17 protein-coding genes and 1 tRNA gene are annotated in these 17,634 nt (G+C 62.0%); 13 read left to right on the top strand and 5 right to left on the bottom strand.

Going from position 1 to position 17,634, the window contains the following annotated elements; translation table 11 throughout:
• The first annotated feature begins 17 nt into the window (after window positions 1-17).
• From ABD884_RS16790 to ABD884_RS16755, 8 genes are all read left to right on the top strand, one after another.
• A complete protein-coding gene (locus tag ABD884_RS16790) occupies window positions 18-956 on the top strand; it encodes an N-acetyltransferase (RefSeq protein ID WP_345048227.1) in 939 nt (312 codons plus the stop codon).
• 40 nt (window positions 957-996) lie between these two features.
• A tRNA-Leu gene (locus ABD884_RS16785) sits at window positions 997-1,070 on the top strand.
• Window positions 1,071-1,313: 243 nt separating this feature from the next.
• Window positions 1,314-2,543, top strand: a complete 1,230-nt coding sequence (locus tag ABD884_RS16780) for a branched-chain amino acid ABC transporter substrate-binding protein (protein ID WP_028266384.1) — start codon at window positions 1,314-1,316, stop codon at window positions 2,541-2,543.
• An 81-nt stretch (window positions 2,544-2,624) separates the two neighbouring features.
• A complete protein-coding gene (locus ABD884_RS16775; RefSeq protein WP_345048224.1) occupies window positions 2,625-3,644 on the top strand; it encodes a branched-chain amino acid ABC transporter permease in 1,020 nt (339 codons plus the stop codon).
• A complete protein-coding gene (locus tag ABD884_RS16770) occupies window positions 3,641-4,846 on the top strand; it encodes a branched-chain amino acid ABC transporter permease (RefSeq protein WP_345048220.1) in 1,206 nt (401 codons plus the stop codon). The genes ABD884_RS16775 and ABD884_RS16770 overlap by 4 nt, the downstream gene beginning before the upstream one ends.
• Entirely contained in the window at window positions 4,839-5,726 is an 888-nt protein-coding gene (locus tag ABD884_RS16765; RefSeq protein WP_345048216.1) for an ABC transporter ATP-binding protein, read from the top strand. Before ABD884_RS16770 ends, ABD884_RS16765 begins: the two co-directional genes overlap by 8 nt.
• Window positions 5,713-6,426 carry an ABC transporter ATP-binding protein gene (locus tag ABD884_RS16760; protein ID WP_028266388.1) on the top strand — a complete coding sequence of 238 codons (714 nt, stop codon included), beginning with the start codon at window positions 5,713-5,715 and terminating at the stop codon, window positions 6,424-6,426. Before ABD884_RS16765 ends, ABD884_RS16760 begins: the two co-directional genes overlap by 14 nt.
• A 133-nt stretch (window positions 6,427-6,559) precedes the next feature.
• A complete protein-coding gene (locus ABD884_RS16755; protein ID WP_345054967.1) occupies window positions 6,560-7,447 on the top strand; it encodes a Bax inhibitor-1/YccA family protein in 888 nt (295 codons plus the stop codon).
• A gap of 16 nt (window positions 7,448-7,463) precedes the next feature.
• Here ABD884_RS16755 and ABD884_RS16750 read toward each other — a convergent pair whose 3' ends face one another.
• From ABD884_RS16750 to galT, 3 genes are read right to left on the bottom strand one after another with little or no spacing between them, the layout of a single operon-like run.
• A complete protein-coding gene (locus tag ABD884_RS16750) occupies window positions 7,464-8,702 on the bottom strand; it encodes an acetyl-CoA C-acetyltransferase (protein WP_345048209.1) in 1,239 nt (412 codons plus the stop codon).
• Between the two features lie 53 nt (window positions 8,703-8,755).
• The gene (galK, locus tag ABD884_RS16745) at window positions 8,756-9,922 is read right to left on the bottom strand and encodes a galactokinase (protein ID WP_345048207.1); all 1,167 of its coding nucleotides are present in this window, start codon (window positions 9,920-9,922) and stop codon (window positions 8,756-8,758) included.
• Window positions 9,919-11,073 carry a galactose-1-phosphate uridylyltransferase gene (gene galT / locus ABD884_RS16740; protein WP_345048204.1) on the bottom strand — a complete coding sequence of 385 codons (1,155 nt, stop codon included), beginning with the start codon at window positions 11,071-11,073 and terminating at the stop codon, window positions 9,919-9,921. Before galT ends, galK begins: the two co-directional genes overlap by 4 nt.
• 101 nt (window positions 11,074-11,174) lie before the next feature.
• On the opposite strand from galT, the gene ABD884_RS16735 reads away from it, so the two are divergent.
• Genes ABD884_RS16735 through ABD884_RS16720 form a run of 4 tightly spaced genes read left to right on the top strand, consistent with a single transcriptional unit; the run spans window position 11,175 to window position 15,383 of the window.
• Window positions 11,175-12,125 carry an aldose 1-epimerase family protein gene (locus ABD884_RS16735; protein WP_345048201.1) on the top strand — a complete coding sequence of 317 codons (951 nt, stop codon included), beginning with the start codon at window positions 11,175-11,177 and terminating at the stop codon, window positions 12,123-12,125.
• A 41-nt stretch (window positions 12,126-12,166) separates the two neighbouring features.
• Window positions 12,167-13,507 carry an AI-2E family transporter gene (locus ABD884_RS16730; RefSeq protein ID WP_345048199.1) on the top strand — a complete coding sequence of 447 codons (1,341 nt, stop codon included), beginning with the start codon at window positions 12,167-12,169 and terminating at the stop codon, window positions 13,505-13,507.
• Between the two features lie 3 nt (window positions 13,508-13,510).
• Window positions 13,511-14,749 carry a threonine ammonia-lyase gene (gene ilvA, locus ABD884_RS16725; protein ID WP_345048196.1) on the top strand — a complete coding sequence of 413 codons (1,239 nt, stop codon included), beginning with the start codon at window positions 13,511-13,513 and terminating at the stop codon, window positions 14,747-14,749.
• A 10-nt stretch (window positions 14,750-14,759) separates the two neighbouring features.
• Window positions 14,760-15,383 (top strand): rhomboid family intramembrane serine protease, encoded by a 624-nt coding sequence (locus ABD884_RS16720; protein ID WP_345048193.1) that lies wholly within the window; start codon window positions 14,760-14,762, stop codon window positions 15,381-15,383.
• A gap of 78 nt (window positions 15,384-15,461) precedes the next feature.
• On the opposite strand, the gene greA is transcribed toward ABD884_RS16720, so the two are convergent.
• Complete coding sequence (gene greA, locus ABD884_RS16715) at window positions 15,462-15,956, bottom strand: transcription elongation factor GreA (RefSeq protein ID WP_028266397.1); 495 nt, start codon at window positions 15,954-15,956, stop codon at window positions 15,462-15,464.
• Between the two features lie 153 nt (window positions 15,957-16,109).
• Window positions 16,110-16,568, bottom strand: coding sequence for a DUF4307 domain-containing protein (locus ABD884_RS16710; RefSeq protein ID WP_345048185.1), 459 nt, complete (start codon window positions 16,566-16,568; stop codon window positions 16,110-16,112).
• A gap of 114 nt (window positions 16,569-16,682) precedes the next feature.
• Between ABD884_RS16710 and mca the strand changes: the two genes are divergently transcribed.
• On the top strand, window positions 16,683-17,588 hold the full coding sequence (gene mca, locus ABD884_RS16705) for a mycothiol conjugate amidase Mca (protein ID WP_345048182.1): 906 nt from the start codon (window positions 16,683-16,685) through the stop codon (window positions 17,586-17,588).
• Window positions 17,589-17,634 lie beyond the last annotated feature (46 nt).

The raw sequence follows: 17,634 nt of genomic DNA, 5'->3' as shown, positions 1-17,634 counted from the left end.
GTCTTAGACTTGGCAGCATGGCTGGCGAAAGCGATCTGACGACCCTCCTGAGATCCATGCACCCCATAGCACGCGACGGTGACTACGTCTACGCGCTATGGCCACACGGCAAGGCCCTTGAGGGGGGCGTCGAAGCCGCTGTCCGGGAAGCGGAGGGCCTCACTGTGGTGTTGCGCCGCGAGGAAGCCGAGCGCTTGGGGTTGTCCTACGATTTCGTCGCTGCATGGATCACTCTTCAGGTTCATTCTGCGCTGGAAGCAGTGGGACTCACCGCCGCCGTCAGTTCCGCCCTCACGGCAGCCGGTATCAGCTGCAATGTCCTGGCCGGATTCCATCACGACCACCTCTTGGTTCCTTCGGCAGAGCGTGGGAACGCGATGCAGGTCCTGGAACTGCTGGGCCAAGGCGTCATGTTGCGGACGGAAACGCCGGCCGACCGTGGGGAAGTATTGGAGCTGACAGCCAGTGCATTCTCGATCAGCCCGGTCACCGGACTGCCGGTCGAAGGGATCCCGGCGGAGGTAAAGCTGCTGCAGGAACTGTTCCACTGCGATGCGTACCTCCCGGAGTTCAGCATCGTGGCCGAGATCGGCGGGGAGATCGTCGGGCACGTCATCAGCACCCGCGGTTGGATCAGTAGCCCAGGCAGGGACGGCGATCTCCCGCTCTTGGGACTGGGTCCGATCAGTGTGCAGCCGCACCTGCAGCGACGCGGCATCGGGTCTGCGCTCCTGCGGGAAACCGCCCGCCGAGCCGAGAACGCGGGTGAGCCGGGAATCGCGCTGTTGGGCAGCACTGAGTACTATCCGCACTTCGGATACCTTCCCGCCCGCGAGCTGGGGGTGAGTGCGCCCGAGGCCGCGTGGGGAGACCATTTCCAGCTGTTGCCCCTCAAAGCATGGCCCGACGGCGCCAGCGGCACCTTCCGCTATGCAACGCCGTTCCAAACTCCCTAGGGCCAAACATGGGCGTGCGTTGGGTTACCATTATCCGGGCGCCCCAGTAGCCCAATTGGCAGAGGCAGCGGACTTAAAATCCGCGTGTTGTGGGTTCGAGTCCCACCTGGGGCACGCACGCGAAATGCGATCCGTGCCGCCCCTCTTGATTTCCCCAGGCTGCACCGTGACGGGAAATTAACTTTCCGTACATACGAGGAGTTTGTCCGCGCGCGGCGGTGATCCACCGTTATTAGATCCTGACCTGCATATATGTGTTCTAGGACACATATTTGGTAGTACTCTCATGGAACATGTTCGAAGTGAAAGTGACTTCGGGCGAATGACCACGAATCATACGCACCGCGGAGGCTATTTATGTACAGGAAGCAAGTCATTTCGGCGATTGCAGCGGCGGCCACCCTTGGCATGCTAGTGGCTGGCTGTGCGAACCAGACCGCTCCTAGCGGCACGGACACTTCGGGGACCAGCGGCAGGATCAACATCCCTGCAATCTCCAAAGTCGACGTTCCTGCCGGGGCAGTTTTGCCTGCGGGCGATGGCAAGGGAACATGCCCGTCTACCACCACCATTGCGTATGCCGGTGCCGAGACAGGACCCAACGCCCAGCTGGGCATCAATATCTTCAACGGTATCCAACTGGCCGTCAACCAGCACAACACCGCGAACCCTGGCTGCCAGGTCCAGTTCAAGAAATTCGACACTGAAGGCGACCCGAACAAGGCCACTGGACCGGTGACACAGATCGTTTCCGAGCCGGACATCATCGGAGTGGTGGGTTTGCCCTTCTCCGGAGAGTCCAAGGCCACAGGAAACATCTTCGAGCAGAAGGGCCTGGTCCACATCACGCCTTCCGCCACCAATCCGAGCCTGACCAAGAACGGCTGGACCACTTTCTTCCGGGCCCTCGGCAATGACGCCGTCCAGGGCCCGGCTGCGGCGAAGTTCCTCACGGACAAGCTGCAGGCGAAGAAGGTGTATCTGGTTCAGGACGACTCTGACTACGGCATCGGATTGGGAACCACCACGTCCCAGGCCCTTGGCTCCGCGATGGTGGGGTCCGATAAGGTCGTCACCGGTCAGAAGGACTTCTCGGCCGTGATTTCCAAGATCATGAACGCCAAGGCAGACACCGTCTACTACGCCGGCTATTACGCAGAAGGCGCCCCCTTCGACCAGCAGCTGGTCGGAAAGGGATTCACCGGTTCCTTCGTGGGCCCGGACGGAGTGAAGGATGACCAGTTCATCAAGCAAGCCGGCGATGCCTCGTCCAACTCGTACTTCACCTGCCCCTGCATCCCCGGCGAGCTGATCCCGAGCTTCGAGTCCGAGTACAAGAAGCTGGCCAACGCTGAGCCTGGAACCTACTCCATTGAAGGTTACGACGCAGCCACCGTCCTCCTTTCGGGTATCGACAAGGGCAAGCAGTCCCGTGCGGACCTGCTCTCCTGGGTCAAGTCCTACGATGCAGACGGCCTGTCCAAGCACTACAAGTGGGATTCAACCGGCGAACTGGCAACCCCGGATGTTTACGGTTACAAGGTTGAGAACGGCAAGATCGTTCCCATCGGCGTCATCGGAAAATAACAACGGAAGCCCAGGTGAATGCTGGGGGTTAGCATCCATGCCGACCCCCAGCATTTCTTTTGATCACATCAGGAAGTGCCCATGATCAGCGAAGTAATTCCGGCCCTGCTCCACTCCGTCCCCATGGACGACACGTGGATCACCTTCGACGTAAACTCCTTTGCCCAGAACTTCTGGAGTTCCACCTTTGACGGGTTGACCTTTGGCGCAATTTACGCGCTCGTTGCCCTTGGCTATACCCTCGTCTACGGCGTTCTCAACCTCATCAACTTCGCCCATTCGGAAGTCTTTATCGTGGGCTGTTATGGGGTGTTCTTCACCCTCAGCGCCCTCAATTTTGGACCTTCCGCTCCACGACTGGCTTTTTGGGCAATTGTCGGGAACCTCGTTCTCGCCCTTGTCGTGGCGATTATTGCCTCGGCATTGATGGCGGTCATCGTGGAACGCGTGGCTTATAAACCATTGCGCCAGCGCAAGGCGCCCCGCTTGGCATTCTTGATCACCGCCATTGGTGTTTCCTTCGCCATTCAGTACACGATCTACTGGTGGCGCGGACCTAGCCCCGAGGCCGCCTTGACTATGTTCCGACCACTGCCGATTTTCGATGTCTTCGGGACAATTGTCGACTCACAGCAAGTGGTCATTGTCATCGCTGCGATTATCCTGATGATTGCCACCGATCAGTTCATTAGGCGATCCCGGACCGGACGAGGAATTCGTGCTGTCGCGCAGGACCCGGACACCGCAACTTTGATGGGTGTCAACAAGGAAAAAATCATCGTGACAACCTTCATTATCGGCGGTATTTTGGCCGGAGCAGCGGCTTTGTTTTACGTCATGAAGATCCCGTCGGGAGTGCAGTACAACGGCGGATTCATCCTCGGGGTCAAGGCCTTTGCGGCAGCTGTTCTCGGGGGCATCGGCAACGTGCGCGGTGCCCTGCTGGGCGGTTTGCTGATCGGTTTGATCGGAAATTACGGCCAGGTGCTTTTGGGTAGCTCACAATGGACTGACGTTGTTGCCTTCGTGGTCCTGGTGTTGGTATTGATCGTGCGACCCGAAGGTATCTTGGGTAGCTCGCTAGGAAAGAGTAAGGCATGAGCACCACAGACGGCCCCACGCTTATTCCGGATGATGCAGCGGCGCAGGCAATTGCCGACCGTGAAGCCAGGATGCGGCCCCGCCGAGGTTGGTTCCCGGGGCTCGGTGATAGATGGAATGCCCTCCCACGCCAGACCCAATGGCTGATCCTGATCGTCGTCGTTGTCATCGCCTACTTGCTCCCCATCCTCAATCCGCCGTTGATCACCACTGAACCGGGAAACAACTGGCAAATTGCGCTCGCGCAAATGTCGGTCTATGCCCTGGTGGCCGTGGGCCTGAACGTCGTGGTCGGCTACGCGGGCCTTCTGGACTTGGGCTACGTGGCCTTCTTTGCCCTGGGTTCCTATACCGCAGCGATGTTAACCAGCCCGGACTCGCCATATGTGCATATCCCCTACTTGTGGACGCTTCCGCTGGCGATGGCTGTGGCCATGTTCTTTGGAGTGGTCCTGGGTGTCCCCACGCTGCGCCTGCGCGGAGACTACTTGGCCATCGTCACTCTCGGCTTTGGCGAGATCGTGCGCATTTTGGCCACTATCATTCCCGCAATGAAAGGCCAGGTTGGTTTTCAGAACGTCGGCCATCCTCCTGGAACGGATTCAAGCGGCCAAACGATCTTCCAGAACTCGAACGGAACTCCGTGGTATTGGCTGACGCTGACCATCATCATCGTGGTGCTCCTGGCCGCCGGAAACCTGGAGCGCAGCCGGGTGGGACGCGCGTGGATTGCCATCCGTGAGGATGAAGATGCCGCGGAAATCATGGGCGTTCCCACCTTCAAGTACAAGGTGTGGGCTTTCGCCATTGGTGCTTCCGTGGGCGGACTCTCCGGGGCTTTGTTTGCCGGCCAAGTTGGCTTCGTCAACAATCAGAAGTTCGATATCGCCACCTCGATCCTTTTCGTTGCCGCTGTTGTCATGGGCGGCACCGGAAACAAGGTCGGAGCGCTACTTGGCGGCTCGCTCGTGGCATATATTCCGCTCCGATTCACAGCGATTGCCGAGTTCAAGTATTTGATCTTTGGTGCGGCGTTGGTGATCATCATGATCTTCCGCCCCGGCGGCCTGCTCCCGGCACGCCAGAGTCTCCTCGCGTACGGACGTTTGGCTTACAACAAGCTCAAGGGCTTCGCGGTGGGCGGTAGCCCCGCTTCGGGCAAATTAGTGACGCAACCGGGCAAGGAGGCTGGCAATGAGTGAAGCGATCGAACCGGACATTGACGTCGACGCGCTCAAGGAACAGGGCGTGGACCTTGAAGTTGCCGAGAGGGTGGCCCCCGAGAGGGATATCGTCACCAAGGTTGGCGAAGCCTTGGTCCAGGTCCAAAACCTCACCGTCAAGTTTGGTGGCCTGACGGCCCTGGACAATGTCACGTTCGATATCAACCGTGGCGAAATCCTGGGTTTGATCGGGCCTAACGGGGCCGGCAAAACCACCTGCTTCAACGCCATGACCGGTGTGTACAAGCCAACGTCGGGAAAGGTCTTGCTGGAAGGCCAGTCGCTCAACGGATTGCCGCAGCACAAGATTACCCGCCGAGGTTTGGCGCGGACATTCCAGAACATCCGCCTTTTTGGTGAGATGACAGCCTTGGAAAATGTCGTCGTCGGCCTCGATGCGCGTCACCGAACAAGTGTTGGCGGCGCGCTCCTGCGCTTGCCGACCCACGTCCGGGAAGAGAAGACCGCCATTGAACGAGGCATGGCGCTGCTTGAGTTCGTGGGGATCGCCGATCACGCGCATTTCCTGTCGCGGCACCTGCCTTACGGGTACCAGCGCCGTTTGGAAATTGCGCGGGCACTAGCCACCGATCCCAAAGTTCTGTGCCTGGATGAGCCGGCGGCCGGGTTCAATCCCGCTGAAAAGGAAGAGCTCATGGCCCTGATCCGCACCATCCGGGATGACGGCTACACGGTACTGCTCATTGAGCACGACATGAAGCTGGTCATGGGCGTAACAGACCGGATCGTGGTCCTGGAGTTCGGGAAAAAGATCGCCGACGCAATTCCGAAGATCATTCGCGATGACCCGAAAGTTATTTCCGCCTATCTCGGGGAGCCTGAAGATGACGTTGCTTGAGCTGAAGAACATATCCGTCCACTATGGCCGGATCCAAGCCATTTCCGACATGTCATTCAGCGTCGAAGAGGGTGAAATCGTCTCGCTTATTGGCGCCAACGGTGCTGGCAAGACCACCACCATGAGGACCATCTCGGGATTGCTGAGTCCGTCAGCTGGCTCCATCACTTTCGCCGGCAAGGACATCACCAGGATGAAGGCGCACATTCGGGTCGTCCGGGGTATTTCACAGGCGCCGGAGGGCCGGGGAATCTTCCCGGGCATGACGGTAATGGAGAACCTCGACATGGGTTCCTACGGCCGCAAGGACCGGACGAAGGTGGGTGATGATTTGGAGCGCGTCTTCGACCTTTTTCCGCGTTTGAAGGAGCGTATCAAGCAGCTGGGCGGCACCATGAGCGGCGGCGAACAACAAATGCTTGCCATTGGCCGGGCCCTGATGTCCAATCCCAAGTTGCTGCTGCTGGATGAACCTTCCATGGGGCTTGCCCCGCAATTCATCCGACAGATCTTCAAGATTGTCACCGAGATCAACAACCAGGGAACCACCGTGCTTCTGGTGGAGCAGAACGCCAACCAGGCGTTGGCCCGGGCGCATCGTGCCTTTGTCCTTGAAACCGGATCAATTACGCACCGCGGCACGGGCAAGGAATTGCTCGCCAACCCGGCGGTCAAGGAAGCGTACTTGGGCGTCGGATAGTCGCGTCCGCCGGCACCTCGAGCGCAAGCGGGGTGCTGGCGTCGGGGGCCGGTGGAACTTTCCCTGCACACCAAGCGTGGGAATTGGTAGCGTGAACTATCACTTCGCACCCTTAAGACAAAGGACGTCCACCATGGCACTCGGCGGCAACCCGATCTTCAACGGAAAGAATTTCCGTGGAGCCACCCAGGCTCCGCCTGTTCCCAGCTACTCCCAGGGCCAGAACCAGTACGGCCAGAACCAGTACGGCCGGCCAGGCTGGGCAGCACAGCCGCAGATGACCAGCGATCAGCTGCAGCAGATGTACAACCAGCCATCAGCCGGTCCGGCCGAGACCGGCCGCATGACTTTCGATGACGTCATCGTCAAGACTGCGGCCTGCCTCGCCTTACTGTTGCTCGGCGCAGCCATCACGCTGTTCGTGGCCCCGGGCACCGCAAGCCTCCTCATGGTGGTCGGCGCGTTGGGCGGCTTCGTGTTGGCCATGGTCAATACTTTCAAGAAGCAGCCGTCGCCGGCGCTGATCCTGACTTATGCCGGTCTGGAGGGCTTGTTCCTCGGCGGGCTGACACGCCTTCTGGATGGTATGTTCCCGGGAGTCGGCCTGCAGGCAGTCATCGGCACGCTTGCCGTGTTCGGTGTGACGCTGGCCCTCTTCAAGAGCGGCAAGGTGCGCGCCACTCCCAAGGCGATGCGCTTCTTCATGATCGCCATGCTCGGATACCTCGTCTTCGCCGTAATCAACATGGTTCTGGTATGGACCGGCGCCGTCCAGTCTCCGTTCGGTCTGAGCAGCAGCGTGCACATCTTCGGCATCCCGCTGGGCGTGTTCATCGGCATCTTGGCTATTGGCCTGGCCGCTTTCTCGCTGGTCATGGACTTCACGAGCATCGAGCAGGGTGTACTGCAGGGCGCACCGGAGAAATACTCCTGGACGGCTGCTTTCGGCCTGACCGTCACGCTCGTGTGGCTCTACGTGGAGATCATCCGCTTGCTGGCGATCCTGCGGGGCGACGACTAACTCCCTTTGCGAAGGGCTAGGACAGCCGCTCGAGGACCACCGCCATGCCTTGGCCGCCGCCGACGCAGAGCGTTGCCAGCCCCAACGTGCAGTCGCGTTCGCGTAGCCCGTTGAGCAGGGTGGTGGTCATGCGGGCGCCCGTCATGCCGAACGGGTGGCCGAGGGCTATGGCCCCCCCATGCACGTTGAGCTTCTCCGGATCGATGCCGAGTTCGCGTGCACTCGCCACCACCTGCACGGCGAAGGCCTCGTTGAGCTCCACGAGGTCGATGTCCGCCATGCTCAGTCCGGCGAGGGCCAGGGCCCGGCGTGAGGACTCTACGGGCCCCATCCCCATGAGTTCCGGCGAAAGGGCGCTGACTCCCGTTGAGACGATCCGTGCCAGCGGTTCGAGGCCAAGCTCCCGGGCCCTCAAATCACTCATGACCACGGCGGCGGCGGCGCCGTCGTTGAGCGGGCATGCGTTCCCTGCGGTCACTGTTCCTTCCTTGCGGAAGACGGGCTCCAAGGCGCTGACGGCTTCCAAGGTGACACCGGCGCGGGGCGAATCGTCGCGATCTACGACGGTGCCGTCTTTACGTGCATATGGCGTGATTTCCCGGGCGTAGAAACCGGAGGCAAGGGCCGCCTCGGCACGGTTCTGGCTCTGGACTGCCCATAGATCCTGTTCCGCCCGGCTGATTCTATGGCTCGTGGCGATATTTTCTGCGGTCTGTCCCATTGCGATGTAGACGTCCGGCATTCGCCCACCCAGACGGGGATCCGTCCAGGGGGTGTTCGACGCGGCGCGGGAGGCGGTGCGGGCGCGGGCGGCCTGGAACAGGGGGTTGTGGTGGCTCGTGTCCGTTTCCCCAGCGCCCACCCAGTTCTGGTAGCGCGAAACGGACTCGACCCCGGCCGAGACAAAGGCATGGCCTTCTCCGGCGGTGATCGCATGGAAGGCCATCCGAAGGGTCTGCAGGCTCGAGGCACAGAAGCGGTTGATCGTGGCCGCCGGGACGGTGTCGAGGCCAGCCAACACCGTCACCACTCGGGCCATGTTCGAGCCGGCTTCTCCGCTCGGTTCGGCGCAGCCAAGGTAGAGGTCATCGAGGCCGCGGCCGTCCAGCGCTCCCGGATCGAAAGCCGGAATTTTGGCTAGTGCCGCGGTCACCATCGCCGCCGCGAGGTCATCAGGACGTTCATCCTTGAGGGACCCCTTGAAAGCGCGTCCAATGGGGCTTCTGGCGGTGGAAACGATGACGGCCTCAGGCATGTCCCCAGCTTACGCCGGGGCTCGCCCGCCAAACGCGGGCGAATGCGCCGACGTCAGGCGAGGCGTGCGGCTCCTGCAGCGGGGGTCACGGGGAAGACGTCCGGCGTCGTGAATCCGGCCGCCGCGAAGGCGCGTACGACGGCGTCGCGCACCTCCTGCTCATGGCCCACCGGGGTGAGGGCGATGGCTGAGCCGCCGAAACCGCCCCCCGTCATCCGGGCGCCGATAGCGCCGTGGGCACGCGAGGTTTCCACTGCAAGATCCAGTTCCGGGCACGAAATCTCAAAGTCGTCCCGCATGGATGCATGGCTCGCATCCAGCAGCAGGCCGATATGGGCCGGTCCGTCCGTGGTGAGGCGTTCCACGGTCTGCAAGACGCGGTCATTTTCCGTGACGATGTGCCGCACCCTTCGGAAAGTCGCGCTGTCCAGGAGCCCGCTGGCTTCCTCCAGATCGCCGATGCCGACGTCGCGAAGGGCGGTCACTCCCAGTACTTGGGCGCCCACTTCGCAGGACTCCCGGCGGGAGGCGTAGCCACCGTCCGCATGCGAATGCGAGACCTTGGTGTCGATGACCAGGAGGACGAGTCCGGCTTCCCGGGGGTCGAACGGGATCAGTTGTACGCTTTGGTTGCGGCAGTCAAGGAAAACGGCGTGTCCCTTTGACCCCCGTAGCGAAGCCGACTGGTCCATGATGCCGGTGGGGGCGCCCACGAAGTCGTTCTCGGCCCTTTGGGTTGCGAGGACCATGTCTTCGAGGCCCAGTCCCGCGCCCGTGAGGTCGTTGAGTGCCATGATGACTGCGCATTCGATGGCGTGTGAGGAAGACAGACCGGCGCCGAGGGGGACGTCGGAATCCATGAGCAAATCAAAGCCGGGGACGTCGAGCCCGAGCTGTCCGAGGGCCCAGACAACGCCGAGGGGATACTTGGTCCATCCTTTGGCTGACCCGGGGGCCAAGGTGGTGGTTTCGGTCTCCACCAAGCCTTGTTTGCCGAAAGTGGACAGCAGCCGGACACATGAATCGCCGCGGAGCCGGACCGCAACCTTCGCAGCCTTGTCGATCGCGAACGGCAGCACGAAGCCCTCGTTATAGTCGGTGTGCTCGCCGATCAGGTTTACACGTCCCGGTGCCTGCCAGACGCCGTCGGGGGCTGAACCGAAGATCGACTCGAACTGCCCGGACACGGCGCTGAGCGCGGGGGCGGGCGTTGCGGTCATGTTGAGGCCCCTTCCGGAAGCGTGTGGGCGGTTTCTCGGCCACGAGTTACGGAATCGCCGGCGACGGCGCGCAGCCGTTCGGCCGCGGATTCAGGCGTGGCGTCGTTGATGAAGGCTCCCATGGCGGCCTCGGATCCGGCAAGGTACTTGAGCTTGTCGGCGGCACGGCGCGGGGAGGTCAACTGCAGATGAAGATGGCCGGACGGCCGCAAGGCTGCGTCGAGCGGTGCCTGGTGCCAGGCTGAAATGTACGGCGTAGGCGTAGGGTACAGGGCGTCCACGCGCTTGAGCAACTCGAGGTAGACGTGGGCCAGTTCGTCGCGTTCTTCGCCGCTCAAGGCGGCGAGGTCCGGAACTTGGCGATGCGGAACGAGGTGCACCTCCAACGGCCAGCGCGCGGCGAACGGTACGTAGGCACTGAAGTGTCCGGACTCGAGCACCATGCGGCTGCCGTCCTGCCGTTCGGCATTGAGGATCGAGGACGTCAACGATTCCCGGCCCTTGGAGGCGTCGAAGTGCCGGCTGGCCGCGGCGCCAAGGCTTGCCGCCCGCGGCGTGACGTAAGGGTAGGCATAGATCTGTCCGTGCGGGTGGTGGAGAGTTACCCCAATGTCCGCACCCCGGTTTTCGAACGGAAATACCTGCTGGATTCCCGGGAGGGCGCTGAGGGCCTCAGTCCGGTGCGACCAGGCCTCAATAACCGTGCGTGCCCTGGTTTCGCCGAGCTCGGCGAAGGATCCGGTGTGGCTGGGGGTGAACGAGACGACTTCGCAGCGGCCATAGGCAGGTCCCGCAGTTCCCCAAGCCGGTGCGGCGGGGATCCTACCGACCGCCGGCCCCAGCGAAGGGAAACGGTTCTCGAAAACCACGACGTCGTAGTCCGGCGCGGGGATTTCCGAAGCGTTCCTGGACGTGGTGGGGCAGATGGGGCATTGTTCCGCAGGCGGCAAGTGGGTGCGGCTTTGGCGGTGCGCCGCGACAGCGACCCATTCGCCGCTGAGCGTGTCGTAACGAACCTCGCCCGGTTCAGCACGTGGCGGCAGATCCCGATGATCTTCCAGCAACGAGGGCTCGCGCTCGGGTGAGCCGGCGTCGTCGAAGTAGATCAGCTCCCGACCATCGGCGAGGCGTGTGCTGGTAAGGCGAGTCATGGATTCATGGTGCCACGGAGTGATCAAAAAGACAAAATATCTAACAAAAAGAAACATTTAGGCGCAAGGCAAACGTCACACTAATGCAGTACGGTGGTGCCATGCCTCCCACAACGCCGCCTTCCGTACCGGATGAAGAGACCGTAGCCCGCCGCTTTGCCAGCGGCCGCCAATTCGAGATCCGCCGAGGTGACGCGCTCGCCGTCGTCACGGAGCTCGCCGCCGGCTTGCGGTTGTTCAGCCGCGACGGCGTCCAGCTCACCGAGAGCTATGGTGACGAGCAACTTCCACCCGGCGCCACCGGAATAACCTTGGCTCCTTGGGCCAACCGGGTGGAGGACGGGGTCTGGTACCTCGATGGCAAGAAGCAGCAACTGGACATCACCGAAGTGTCCCGCAACAACGCCAGCCACGGGCTCCTGCGCAACTCTTCCTATGCCCTCGTGGATGAAGACGAATTCTCCGTGACCCTCGAAGCCGCCATCTTCCCGCAGCACGGCTACCCGTTCGTGGCCCGTCACCGGGTCCGGTACGAGATCGATGCCGCGCTCGCATTGCGGGTCTCCCAGAGTTTCATCAATGACTCGGCTGCCCCCGCACCTTTCGTGCTCGGGGCGCACCCATATTTGCGCGTGGGCGATGTTCCGCCGGAAGAGACGGTATTGACGGGTCACGCAGGCAAGCGGCTCGTGGCCGACGAACGGCTCATCCCGCGTAGCTCGGTGCCTGTCGACGGCGATTTTGATCTCGGCGGGGGCCGGACTGTGGGCAGCCTCGACATCGACGTGGCTTACACCGATCTGGAATTCGACGGCGGCATCGCCCGCCACACGCTGTCGGCGCCCGATGGCCGGAGCGTCTCCCTGGAACAGGATGAAAACTGCGCCTACGTCCATGTCTTCGTTACGGATACCTTCCCTGGTCGATCAAAAGCCGTCGCGATAGAACCCATGACAGGCCCGGCGAACGCCTTCAACTCCGGTGACGGGCTGCGCTGGCTTGAGCCGGGGGAGGTCTTCACCATGAAGTGGGGAATTGCGGGAGCGCTCTAGATGGGTTTCCCATCCAGTGCTCCCTGGGGAATTATGGGGGAATGACGCCAGGACAGGACGCCACGCCAACGGCTGACCGCATTTCTGCTGGACCGGTTTCTGCTGGACCCGGGCCGCTCCCGGAGTGCCGCATCGAGCAGGACATCCCGTATGGAGTGCGGATCGCCGCGGCCTGGTCCTGGCGGGTGGGACTCATCATGGTGGTCGTGGGAGCCCTGGTTTGGTTGCTGGGCAAGGTCAGTTTCCTGGTGATTCCGCTTATGGTGGCCTCCCTTCTTGCCGGTTTGCTCTACCCGGTCACCGGGTGGCTCAGGAAACTGGGGATGCCGCAAGGAGTGGCTGTCGCGATCACGGTTCTGGGGTTCCTGGGTGTCATTGGGGGAGCCTTGACGTTGGTGGGGAGGCAACTCGCCGTGGGGTTCGGCGAGCTCTGGCAGGAAGCGCTCGCCGGCATCCAACAAGTCCAGGCGTGGCTTGCTAACGGCCCGCTGCAACTGACGGCGGACCAGATCGACAAGTATGTCCAAGACGCCACGGCTGCCCTCCAGAACAACAGCAGCAGCATCCTCAGCGGTGCGTTGTCCTTCGGCAGCACTGCAGGGCATTTTGCCGCGGGCATGGTCCTGGCACTCTTCATCCTCATCTTTTTCCTTTTGGAGGGGTCCAGGATCTGGCGGTTCATTGTCGGGCTCCTGCCCCGGACTGCCCGAGCTGCAGCCGACGGCGCGGGGCGGCGAGGATGGTCTTCCATGGTCAGCTACGTCCGGATCCAGATGTTCGTGGCGTTCGTCGACGCCTTCGGAATCGGTGTCGGCGCCGCGATCATCCAGGTTCCCCTCGCCTTGCCCTTGGCCGTCCTGGTGTTTATCGGCTCTTTCATCCCGGTAGTGGGCGCCCTCGTGACCGGAGCTATCGCAGTGCTCCTGGCCTTGGTGGCCAATGGTCTGGTCAACGCGCTCATCATGGTGGCCATCGTGTTGTTCGTGCAGCAGATTGAAAGCCACATCCTCCAGCCGCTCATCATGGGCAAGGCCGTATCGCTGCATCCCGTAGCCGTGATCCTATCGGTCGCAGCCGGTTCGTACCTGGCCGGAATCCCGGGAGCGCTCTTCGCTGTTCCGCTCCTTGCCGTAGCAAATACGGCGGTTCGCTACATTGCCGCGCGGACGTGGGAACATGATGAAGGACTGATGACGGCGTACGCTGGCGCAGGGAACGCATCGCGGGACTCCGATGAGGACCCCAACTTCAAGAAGATGCACCTTCCCGGCGCCATCGCCGCTGCACAGTCCAATCGCGGCAAAGGAGCCGCAGCTCAGAACCCGGCTGCGGAACGGACATCCCCCAAGGATGCCGCAGACGACATCAACAAAGGAGAATAGCCCGTGAATACCCTCGATACCCTGCCCGTCACCCTGGACGATGTCCTTCAGGCGCAGGAGCTGCTCGAGGGCATTATTACCAAGACGCCGATCGAGTCCTCACGGGCTCTCGGAGCGATGGTAGGCGGTGAGGTCTTCTTCAAATGCGAGAACCTCCAGCGGGCGGGTTCCTTCAAGGTCCGCGGGGCCTACGTGCGGATGGCGCGGTTGTCTCCTGAAGAGAAAAAGCGCGGCGTCGTCGCGGCATCGGCAGGCAACCACGCACAAGGTGTCGCGGTGGCCGCGAAAAGCCTGGGAATCAAGGCGCGCATCTACATGCCTCTCGGTGTGGCGCTTCCGAAACTTGCAGCGACCCGCAGCCACGGAGCCGAGGTTGTCCTGCACGGACACAACGTTGATGAGGCCCTGGCCGAGGCGGAGCGCTACGCGAATGAAACAGGCGCCGTCTTCGTCCACCCCTTCGACAACGTTGACGTCGTGGCTGGGCAAGGCACGGTCGGACTGGAAATCCTGGACCAGATCCCCAACGTCGACACAGTCCTCATGGGCGTTGGTGGCGGCGGTCTCCTGGCCGGTGTCGCCGTCGCGATCAAAGCGAGGGCCAGGGAGCTGGGCCGGGAGATCCGGATCATCGGTGTGCAGGCCGAGAATGCCGCGGCCTACCCGCCGTCGCTCGCTGCTGACGCTTTGGTGCCGCTCAAGAAGGTTTCCACGATGGCGGACGGCATCGCCGTCGGGCGCCCCGGCCAGCTGCCATTCAGCATCATCCGCGAACTCGTTGACGACGTCGTGACCGTGAGCGAAGACTCCTTGGCACGGGCCCTGATCTTCCTGCTCGAACGGGCCAAGATGGTGGTTGAACCGGCTGGTGCAGTCGGCGTGGCTGCCCTCATGGACGGCAAGATTGAAAACCCGGGCACCACTGCCGTCATCCTGTCCGGCGGCAACATCGATCCGATGCTGATGCTCAAGGTGATCCAGCGCGGCCTCTCCGCAGCCGGACGCTACATGACCGTCCGCATGATGCTGGATGACCGGCCTGGTTCCCTGGCCACCATCGCCCGCATCATCGCCGAAAACGACGCCAATGTGACCGGCCTGGACCACACCAGGGTGGGCGGCGCGATCAGCATGGGCGACGTTTCCATCACCGTCAATCTGGAGACCAAGGGCCACGAACACAGCGAGCAAGTTCTGGCAGCCCTTCGCGCCGAAGGCTTCCACCCGATCGTGGTGCACTGACGGGTTGATCATGGCGCTTTACAACAACGGCGACGGGCCAGTACCGGCCAAGGACTCTTTGGCCAACCGCGCCCGGGGCGGACTGCTGTTCATGGGTGGCTTTGTGGGACTCCTGGCGGTGATCGAGTTGGTCAACACGTTGATGTCGCACAGCCTCAACGGCTTGTTCGGGCTGCGTTCCCGGAGCATGGACGGGGTTTTCGACATCCTGACGTTTCCGCTGCTCCACGCCAATTTCGGCCATCTCCTGTCCAATGCGCTGCCGCTGGTCATCTTTGGGTTCCTGGTGTTCCTGTCCGGTCTCCGGATATTCCTGACGGCATTGGCGTTCAGCTGGCTAGGTTCCGGGCTCGCCGTATGGCTCATTGGGGGTGGAGGCGTGACCATCGGCGCTTCGGGCCTGGTTTTTGGGCTCTTTGCGTTCCTGTTGGTGCGCGGCTTCTTTAATCGCAGCTGGTGGCAGATCCTGCTCTCCGTGGTGCTCTTCCTGGCCTATGGCAGCATCCTGTTCGGAATGTTGCCCACGGTGATGGGCTTCGTCTCGTGGCAGGCACACCTTGGTGGGGCTATCGGGGGAGTGCTGGCCGCGGTGCTGCTGCGTCCGCGCCCCGGTGCTGTCCCCCAGCCCAACTAACTCGCATTTGTTGTCGTTATGAGCCCTCATAACGACAACAAATGCGAGTTAGTTGGGAAAACAAGTCTTGCGGAGCTATCAGCCGGCGAACGGCTTTGCGGAAACAATCTCCACAGGGATTTCCTTGCCATTCGGGGCGACATAGCTGATCTTGTCGCCTTCCTTGTGGCCCATGATTGCCACGCCCAGCGGGGACTTCTCGCTGAAGACATTGAGATCTGAATCGCCGGCGATTTCACGGGATCCGAGCAGGAAGGTCTCTTCGTCGCCTGCGATTCGTGCGACGACGAGCATGCCGGGCTCGACGATTCCGTCATCCGCCGGGGCTTCGCCCACCTGGGCGTCGCGCAGGAGCGCGGTCAGTTGGCGGATGCGGGCCTCGATCTTGCCCTGCTCTTCCTTCGCGGCGTGGTAGCCACCGTTTTCCTTGAGGTCGCCTTCCTGACGGGCGGCTTCGATCTTCTGTACGATCTCCGCACGGCCAGGGCCGGAAAGGTGGTCCAGCTCTGCCTTCAAGCGGTCAAATGCGTCCTGGGTAAGCCAAGCTGCAGGCGCGCTGTTGGTGGTCGACACGGACTTCTCCTTATGGATCTGACAAGCAAAGACCCCGCCGGTGCAGGCCACTCGTGGAACTCAGCAACCAACTCAGCGGGGTTAAGGTATTGATCTAGTGTAGTCAATCCTGTGGACAAACCCAAGCCGACTGAGTCGTCGATCACACCCTTGTTATTTGCTGTTGGGGACAATCCAGCAGTTGTCGACGACGGCGGACACCGCCGCGGACTCAGTCCGGAGGATGGTCCTCTGGGCAGTTGTTTGGCCGCCGTCGGCGCCGTCCTTGGGGGCGTTGGGGCCGATCTCGACCACTTTCCAGCCGACCACAGCGAACTTGGAATCCATGGCCTTGATGGCGCATTTTGCCGTGGCATCCGGGCTCTTGGTGACCTGGAAATCTACGTCGGACTGGGTGGAGTCGGTGGCGCTATAGCCGACGTCCTTAAACGAAACAGACGATTGCGAGGAAGACGTGGTGGCCCAAAACAAGAACCCGACGGCAACGAGGAGTACGGCGATCACGATGTTCCGTTTGGTTTTCCCGCCGAAGGCGCGCTTTTGGCTGCCGTAGCGATTGGCTAGGCTGGTAGTTGCCGGCAGCGCCGTACCCGATGGGTCCTCCGAAGTCACCCACCTAGTTTAGTGGGCTTTCGGCACCTCGATGCACACCGCCGACCCACGGCTTCATATGGCCACCAGCACGATCCCAGAAGAGCATTACCCCAGAAAGAGGAACCGTACCGGATGAGCACATCCACCAGCCCCGACACGCAGCTCCGGCTGCTCGCCGTCCACGCACATCCGGATGACGAGTCAAGCAAAGGCGCGGCAACCATGGCGATGTACGCGGCTTCCGGCGTCGAGGTCATGGTGGCCACGTGTACGGATGGTTCCAGGGGCGACATCCAGAATCCGGCGATGGAGTCGGCTCCGCACCCGAAGCGGGACATGGCAGGCGCGCGCCGCCTGGAAATGAACCAAGCGGCCGCGGTTTTGGGAGTCAAGCAGCGCTGGCTGGGTTGGGTGGATTCCGGGCTGCCCGAAGGAGACCCGTTGCCACCACTGCCTGCTGGTTGCTTCGCGCTTCAGCCCCTTGAAAGGGCATCGGCGCCGTTGGTCCGGCTGGTTCGTGACTTCAAGCCGCACGTCATGGTGAGCTACGACGAAAACGGCGGCTACCCGCATCCGGACCACATTATGGCCCACAAGGTTGCCGTCGAAGCTTTCGATGCTGCCGGCGACCCGGCACGCTATCCGGGGACCGGGGAAAGCTGGGCACCCAGAAAGCTGTACTACGACCGTGCCTTTAGTCCTGACCGCTTCCGGGCCTTGCATTTCGCGCTCGAAGAGGCCGGCCTGCAATCGCCCTATGCCGAACGTCTGGCTACCTGGCTCGAAGCCGATGCGGAAGGCCACACTCCGCCGCGGCCGGTCCACCAGACCACCACACAGGTGGATTGCGGGGACTATTTCGAAGCCCGTGACAACGCCCTCCGGGCGCACAGGACCCAGGTTGATCCGCTCGGGTTCTTTTTCGCCGTGTCCCCGGAGATGCAGCGAAGGGCCTGGCCGTGGGAAGACTACACGCTGATCCACTCCCGGATCCCGGCGGATCTGCCGGAAAAGGACCTGTTCGCAGGGCTAAGATAGGATCGCCGGTGATTTCTATCATGCGTAGAAGTCGCCACCCGGCTGG

It is taken from the genome of Arthrobacter methylotrophus (genome assembly GCF_039539965.1).
In the GTDB taxonomy this organism is placed as follows: Bacteria; Actinomycetota; Actinomycetes; order Actinomycetales; family Micrococcaceae; genus Arthrobacter; species Arthrobacter methylotrophus.
Note: the sequence above shows the minus strand (reverse complement) of the source record. Positions and strands in the feature narration are given on the sequence as shown.

Coding starts and splice junctions, on each gene's coding strand:
- ABD884_RS16790 (WP_345048227.1), top strand. CDS start 18: ATGGCTGGCGAAAGCGATCTGACGACCCTCCTGAGATCCATGCACCCC.
- ABD884_RS16780 (WP_028266384.1), top strand. CDS start 1,314: ATGTACAGGAAGCAAGTCATTTCGGCGATTGCAGCGGCGGCCACCCTT.
- ABD884_RS16775 (WP_345048224.1), top strand. CDS start 2,625: ATGATCAGCGAAGTAATTCCGGCCCTGCTCCACTCCGTCCCCATGGAC.
- ABD884_RS16770 (WP_345048220.1), top strand. CDS start 3,641: ATGAGCACCACAGACGGCCCCACGCTTATTCCGGATGATGCAGCGGCG.
- ABD884_RS16765 (WP_345048216.1), top strand. CDS start 4,839: ATGAGTGAAGCGATCGAACCGGACATTGACGTCGACGCGCTCAAGGAA.
- ABD884_RS16760 (WP_028266388.1), top strand. CDS start 5,713: ATGACGTTGCTTGAGCTGAAGAACATATCCGTCCACTATGGCCGGATC.
- ABD884_RS16755 (WP_345054967.1), top strand. CDS start 6,560: ATGGCACTCGGCGGCAACCCGATCTTCAACGGAAAGAATTTCCGTGGA.
- ABD884_RS16750 (WP_345048209.1), bottom strand. CDS start 8,702: ATGCCTGAGGCCGTCATCGTTTCCACCGCCAGAAGCCCCATTGGACGC.
- galK (WP_345048207.1), bottom strand. CDS start 9,922: ATGACCGCAACGCCCGCCCCCGCGCTCAGCGCCGTGTCCGGGCAGTTC.
- galT (WP_345048204.1), bottom strand. CDS start 11,073: ATGACTCGCCTTACCAGCACACGCCTCGCCGATGGTCGGGAGCTGATC.
- ABD884_RS16735 (WP_345048201.1), top strand. CDS start 11,175: ATGCCTCCCACAACGCCGCCTTCCGTACCGGATGAAGAGACCGTAGCC.
- ABD884_RS16730 (WP_345048199.1), top strand. CDS start 12,167: ATGACGCCAGGACAGGACGCCACGCCAACGGCTGACCGCATTTCTGCT.
- ABD884_RS16720 (WP_345048193.1), top strand. CDS start 14,760: ATGGCGCTTTACAACAACGGCGACGGGCCAGTACCGGCCAAGGACTCT.
- mca (WP_345048182.1), top strand. CDS start 16,683: ATGAGCACATCCACCAGCCCCGACACGCAGCTCCGGCTGCTCGCCGTC.